A 4,634-nucleotide genomic window follows, 5' to 3' on the forward strand; every position below is an offset into this window, starting at 1 on the left:
GCTTGTGAATCAGCCGATTGCGTAGATGAGGCAGAAGTTCTAGATATTTATCGGCGATCGCGGGCGATGTTACTCCAACAAGTTGAAACATTAGACGCGAAAATCGGTGGGGACAATCGAGAGCGGACATCTAGTACTCACGCTCACTCATCGATTTCCGCATCGACAAGTGAGTCGAGCGAACCAGTGGCAGGGATAACCCCTACTGTAAAAAGTCCGGTGGCGATCGATTTCAACTCGCTCTATTAACAAAGTTCGCGACTCGCTCAAAATACTGAAAATCGATCGAGTTTCAGTCAGTCTTCTCAGCCATTGTTCTCCTCTCATTTAGCATTCAATCGAGCATGATGGGGAATATTAGATGACTATTTCACTCTTTTAGGTTGAAAGTTATCAGATTTGTAATGAACGTAAAATGCCAAAGATAAAAGTAGCAACCGACTTTGGGGGCAGTAGCACAAAAGTTATTATCGAAACCGAGGCGGGGATCGAAGCCTTTGTGATGGCATCGGAAACGATCGAAGTGCCAAAAATGATGCTGCAAGGATATACGCTAGGTTCTGACTCCCAAGTCAATCCGCTGCACTCTGTCTACGTTTCCTGTCAAGGAAAGTATTATGCTGTCGGCAGTCTGGCTGCGGGCAGATTTGATGCGTTTCGGGGCTTGAAAAAGCCCAAGGTAGACCAAGCGGCAATCAAAGTACTCGGTGCGGCGTGGGTCTACATGGCAAATCATCAGATCGACCAAATGGAGATCGATTTGGTCTGTTGTCTGCCGCCTGGTGAGGTAAAGCAAAGTAGTAATTTTGAAACAGCACTTCGCAAGGCACTGACGAAATTCGATACTCCATCAGGGATTAAAGCTGTTACGCTCGACAAGTATCGGTGCTTCCCTGAAGGGATGGGAATCTTCATCAAACACGCTCAAGAACGCCCTGAAATCGTTTCTCAGCATCAGGTGGCAACCTTTATCTTGGGATTCCGTAACGCCAGCTTATTTAGCGCAACAGGTGGCAGATTGGACTATTTTCGCTCGACAGATTTGGGGTTCACCAAGATCGTTAAAGACATCATCGATTTGATGGGCGATTATCACGAAGACAGTCTGATTGAAGCGGTTTCTAAGTACCGGATTGGCGGCGACGAAAAGTTTTTAGAAGCAATTTTGCGGGGTAATACGCCGAACGATCGCAGACAGGAGTTGTCAACTCTCAAAAAGACGATCGAGGCAGTCATAGAACGCTATTTAGCATTGCTCACAGGCTGGCTGGACGAAAATTTAGCCGCCGACGTGCGGGAGATCTTAGTTTGTGGGGGAACGGTAGATACCCTTAATCCCGAACTATTAAATTGGTTGCGGACAAAAGTACCGTTGAGAACTGACAAACCAGATCGGTATGGAGTATTTCTGCATGGTGGATTCAATCCACCGCCAGAAATCGCGGCACTCGGCTATGGCAATCGGTTTGCCGATATTTATTATTTATCGCAGTTTTATTAGGAGTTGACAATGGCAAAACGGAAGAATCGGATTCACACAATTACAGGCGAAAAAGGTGGGGTTGGCAAGACTACCTTTGGTTCGGGGTTTGTCGAGTATTACTGTCACAAGAATCTACCCCATACCCTCATTGATGTGGATGAGACAAATCCAGTCACAGGTTTAACTTACGCCCCAGAACAGCACAGATTGGATCTGCCTGTTGGTGGCGATTATGACGACGCTGACTTGACTGAGGAAGAGAAAAAGCACGGCGCAAAGAACGGCGGACGAATTATTTTTAGCGATCGTGAGGAAGAGTTTTTCATTGCTGACAAGATCTATGAAGCCGCATTAACGCAAGACGTAATCCTCGTTTTACCCTCACAAATTCAGCCTAAATACGTCCGGTGGATTACGACTAACGATTTGGCTAATTCCAATAGCGATGTTGAGATCGTTAACTGGTTTTTATGTGATGGTTCGGCGGAAAGCTTATCGATGTTAAAGAGTTCGATGACCGATCTCCAAGGTATCAAGCACATTCTAGTCAAGAATTTACACTTCGGCAGCGCAGCTTCATGGAAGAAGTTCGACTCCACCTATACCAGTCACCTGGGGGATTTAGTACCAGAGGCAGTTATCTCGCTACCTAAGCTCTGTCTGCCATCCAAGGAGATCGAAATGCTCAGATCTGAATATGTCCCCTTGAAAGATGGTATCGAGCGGGTGGCAACGCTTTCTAAGCGGAGATTGCGGAAGTTTTTAGATGATACCTTTACGGCGATCGATGAGACGGGATTAATTGCCAGAGTCGTCAACCAAGAGTCTAAACCTGCCAAGCCAGACAAAAACAACCCTGCCGAGATGCCCGCCGCTAGCTAGTTTGAGTTGAAAGCACAGCTAATTCTTATGAAGAATTAGCTGTGCTTCTCATTTAGATATTTAAGTGCCTATTTAGAGAGATTAATCCAATGACCACCGCAACAATCGCACCCCCAATAGATAATTCTGCCATCGCAACAGGGCAAAAACCGCAGCAACGGCAGAAGTCTCCAGTCGATAGCCAGCGGTTAGTCCAGGCGCAGAATACCTCAGCAAATGACACGATCGATCCTCGCGAATTAGATGCGTCACGGTACCAATTTCGCAAGCAGCCTAATCCTAAAGCCAAAGCTGAACTAGCCGAATCGATCGGAGTCAGAGGCATTACCAATCCCCTGTTAGTTCAAACTAGCCGAAAAGCCATCATCGCGGGTTTCACCAGACATGAGATCGCCATTGAAGGTGAATTCACTGAAGTCCCAATTCGCTGGTTGGATGTTGACGATGACGAAGCCGCCGACATTGCCGCGATCGATAATACCAAACGAGCGGATCTCAATCCGATCGACGAAACCGAGATGGTGGTGAGCATTTTGCAGCGCAAGCTCAAGTTCGCTAGCGCAGCCCTGACGATCGCCTTTTTGCATCAAGCAGCTCATACCAAAGAGCAAACTGGGAATAACGTTATTCCAACGGAAACGATTGAATTTGCCACCCAAATTATTAGACAGTTCACCAAAGGCGGGATGAGTTTAACTTCATTTGTCAAGAACAAGCTCAAACTCCTCAATCTCCCAGAAAACATTCTCGATTCGGTTAGAAGTGGCGAACTGCACTACACCAAAGCTGCGGCAATATCCACCCTAGAAGATCCCAGCAGACAAGAACTGCTCGATCGGTCTATTGAGGAAGGTCTGAGCGTTCGGGAAGTCAAGGCAGAAGTTGCTAAAATTAAGCCACCTAAAGCAAAGGCTGATAAACCGACTACCGAGCTGCCAGTAAAAGTAATAGCAGCTAGGCAAGAAGATAATTCAGAGCTAAATCTAACAGTTTTGGCACCTGTACCAGACTCGATCGAGGATCGGATCGAGATTGTGATGGAAGAAACGATCGCTCACATTAGAAGCAACAAACTTGCCGTTGAAATATTAGAAGAGTTTGAGCGATCGCTATTGAGTTTGCAAAGACAATTTCTACTGAAAATTAATTGATTTGCTCTATTAACTGCCGAGTAAAGGCAGATGGTAAAGTAAATGTCAATTTTTATTTACGAGATTATGGCAAAATCTCCGATCTCTCTATTAGTAAATTCATAAATTTCTGGAGCAATATTTAAAAGTTTATCGTTCAGATAATTCAAATGCTCGACGTACTCGTTCCAGTATTGGATCGTGGCTCGAACCTGAGATAAAGCATCTGCATGATTTGGCAAATTGATAAGGAAATTCTCCATTTTGATAATTTGAGCTTTAGTATCGGCGATCTCAGCGAGGATTTTGACAATATCCATAAAAACAAGTTGATTGAGTTATAAGTCTAATTAACGAAACGATCGCTTTCAATAATATTAAGCCATTCACTAATAGTTTAACAGCGGTGAATGGCTTAATTTAAGCAGCGATCGATCTTGGGAGAATAGATTTGCTGCGACGCTTTTTAATATTTGGTGACTCAACTAATTCTGCAACTGGGGTAACAGGTAATTTTCTAGAGCGGGGCAATTTCGGCTGGTCGATCGCGATCTTTGCCTGAATAATTGGTGAGATTTCTTCTAGCAATGTGAAGACTTGTTCGGGTCGAATAGCTGGAGAAGTAGAGGTTGCAACTACCGATATTTCAGACTTAATCCAGCAAGCGATCGCAAAATATACCATGCCGATAAAATAAGGCAACAAAAATGTAGTAACGGAATCAAAAGTTAAATATAGCATTTGGATATTTGGGTTAGGGTTAAAAGTGAATAATTTCTATTACTAATTAGCGCAGCAGTTGACAATCTAAAGCGCAGAAGTCAGCACTCATACAATGGGTGCTGAATTGGCGATCTAGACAGTTTGCAAAGCATTACGAGAATTGCTACCAATGAGTCCAACACGATCGACAATAATCTGGACTCTAGAGCGAGGTTCGTCAGTCACTTTATCAACCCAACGGTTGACACTCACTCGACCTTGAATATTGACTTGTTCGCCTTTACGGACGTAGTTAGCCAAAATCTCCGCTGTTTTACCGAAGGCGGTTAAGTTATACCAATCAGCAGTATCTTTATCGATCGTGACCGCAAGCGAAGCCGTAACGCGAAGACCAGTATCAGACCAAGTTAACTCTG

Annotated in this window: 7 protein-coding genes; 4 read left to right on the top strand and 3 right to left on the bottom strand. The window is 44.6% G+C overall.

Annotated features, from left to right (window positions below; all coding sequences use genetic code 11):
- The 4 genes from RMO35_RS21160 to RMO35_RS21175 all read left to right on the top strand — a co-directional run.
- On the top strand, window positions 1-249 hold a 249-nt coding region (locus RMO35_RS21160), incomplete at its 5' end, for a hypothetical protein (RefSeq protein WP_309743977.1).
- A gap of 166 nt (window positions 250-415) precedes the next feature.
- The gene (locus RMO35_RS21165; RefSeq protein ID WP_309743980.1) at window positions 416-1,501 is read left to right on the top strand and encodes a ParM/StbA family protein; all 1,086 of its coding nucleotides are present in this window, start codon (window positions 416-418) and stop codon (window positions 1,499-1,501) included.
- Between the two features lie 9 nt (window positions 1,502-1,510).
- A complete protein-coding gene (locus RMO35_RS21170) occupies window positions 1,511-2,365 on the top strand; it encodes a hypothetical protein (RefSeq protein WP_309743982.1) in 855 nt (284 codons plus the stop codon).
- A gap of 89 nt (window positions 2,366-2,454) precedes the next feature.
- Window positions 2,455-3,516: a ParB/RepB/Spo0J family partition protein gene (locus RMO35_RS21175; RefSeq protein ID WP_309743985.1), complete on the top strand. Its 1,062-nt coding sequence runs from the start codon at window positions 2,455-2,457 to the stop codon at window positions 3,514-3,516.
- A gap of 56 nt (window positions 3,517-3,572) precedes the next feature.
- Here the strand turns inward: RMO35_RS21175 and RMO35_RS21180 are convergent, their stop codons facing one another.
- The 3 genes from RMO35_RS21180 to ssb all read right to left on the bottom strand — a co-directional run.
- Window positions 3,573-3,815 carry a hypothetical protein gene (locus tag RMO35_RS21180; protein ID WP_309743987.1) on the bottom strand — a complete coding sequence of 81 codons (243 nt, stop codon included), beginning with the start codon at window positions 3,813-3,815 and terminating at the stop codon, window positions 3,573-3,575.
- Window positions 3,816-3,915: 100 nt separating this feature from the next.
- The gene (locus RMO35_RS21185; protein WP_309743989.1) at window positions 3,916-4,236 is read right to left on the bottom strand and encodes a hypothetical protein; all 321 of its coding nucleotides are present in this window, start codon (window positions 4,234-4,236) and stop codon (window positions 3,916-3,918) included.
- 114 nt (window positions 4,237-4,350) lie between these two features.
- A partial coding sequence (gene ssb, locus RMO35_RS21190; RefSeq protein WP_309743991.1) for a single-stranded DNA-binding protein occupies window positions 4,351-4,634 on the bottom strand: 284 nt, incomplete at its 5' end.

The organism is Chamaesiphon sp. OTE_20_metabat_361, from assembly GCF_031364565.1.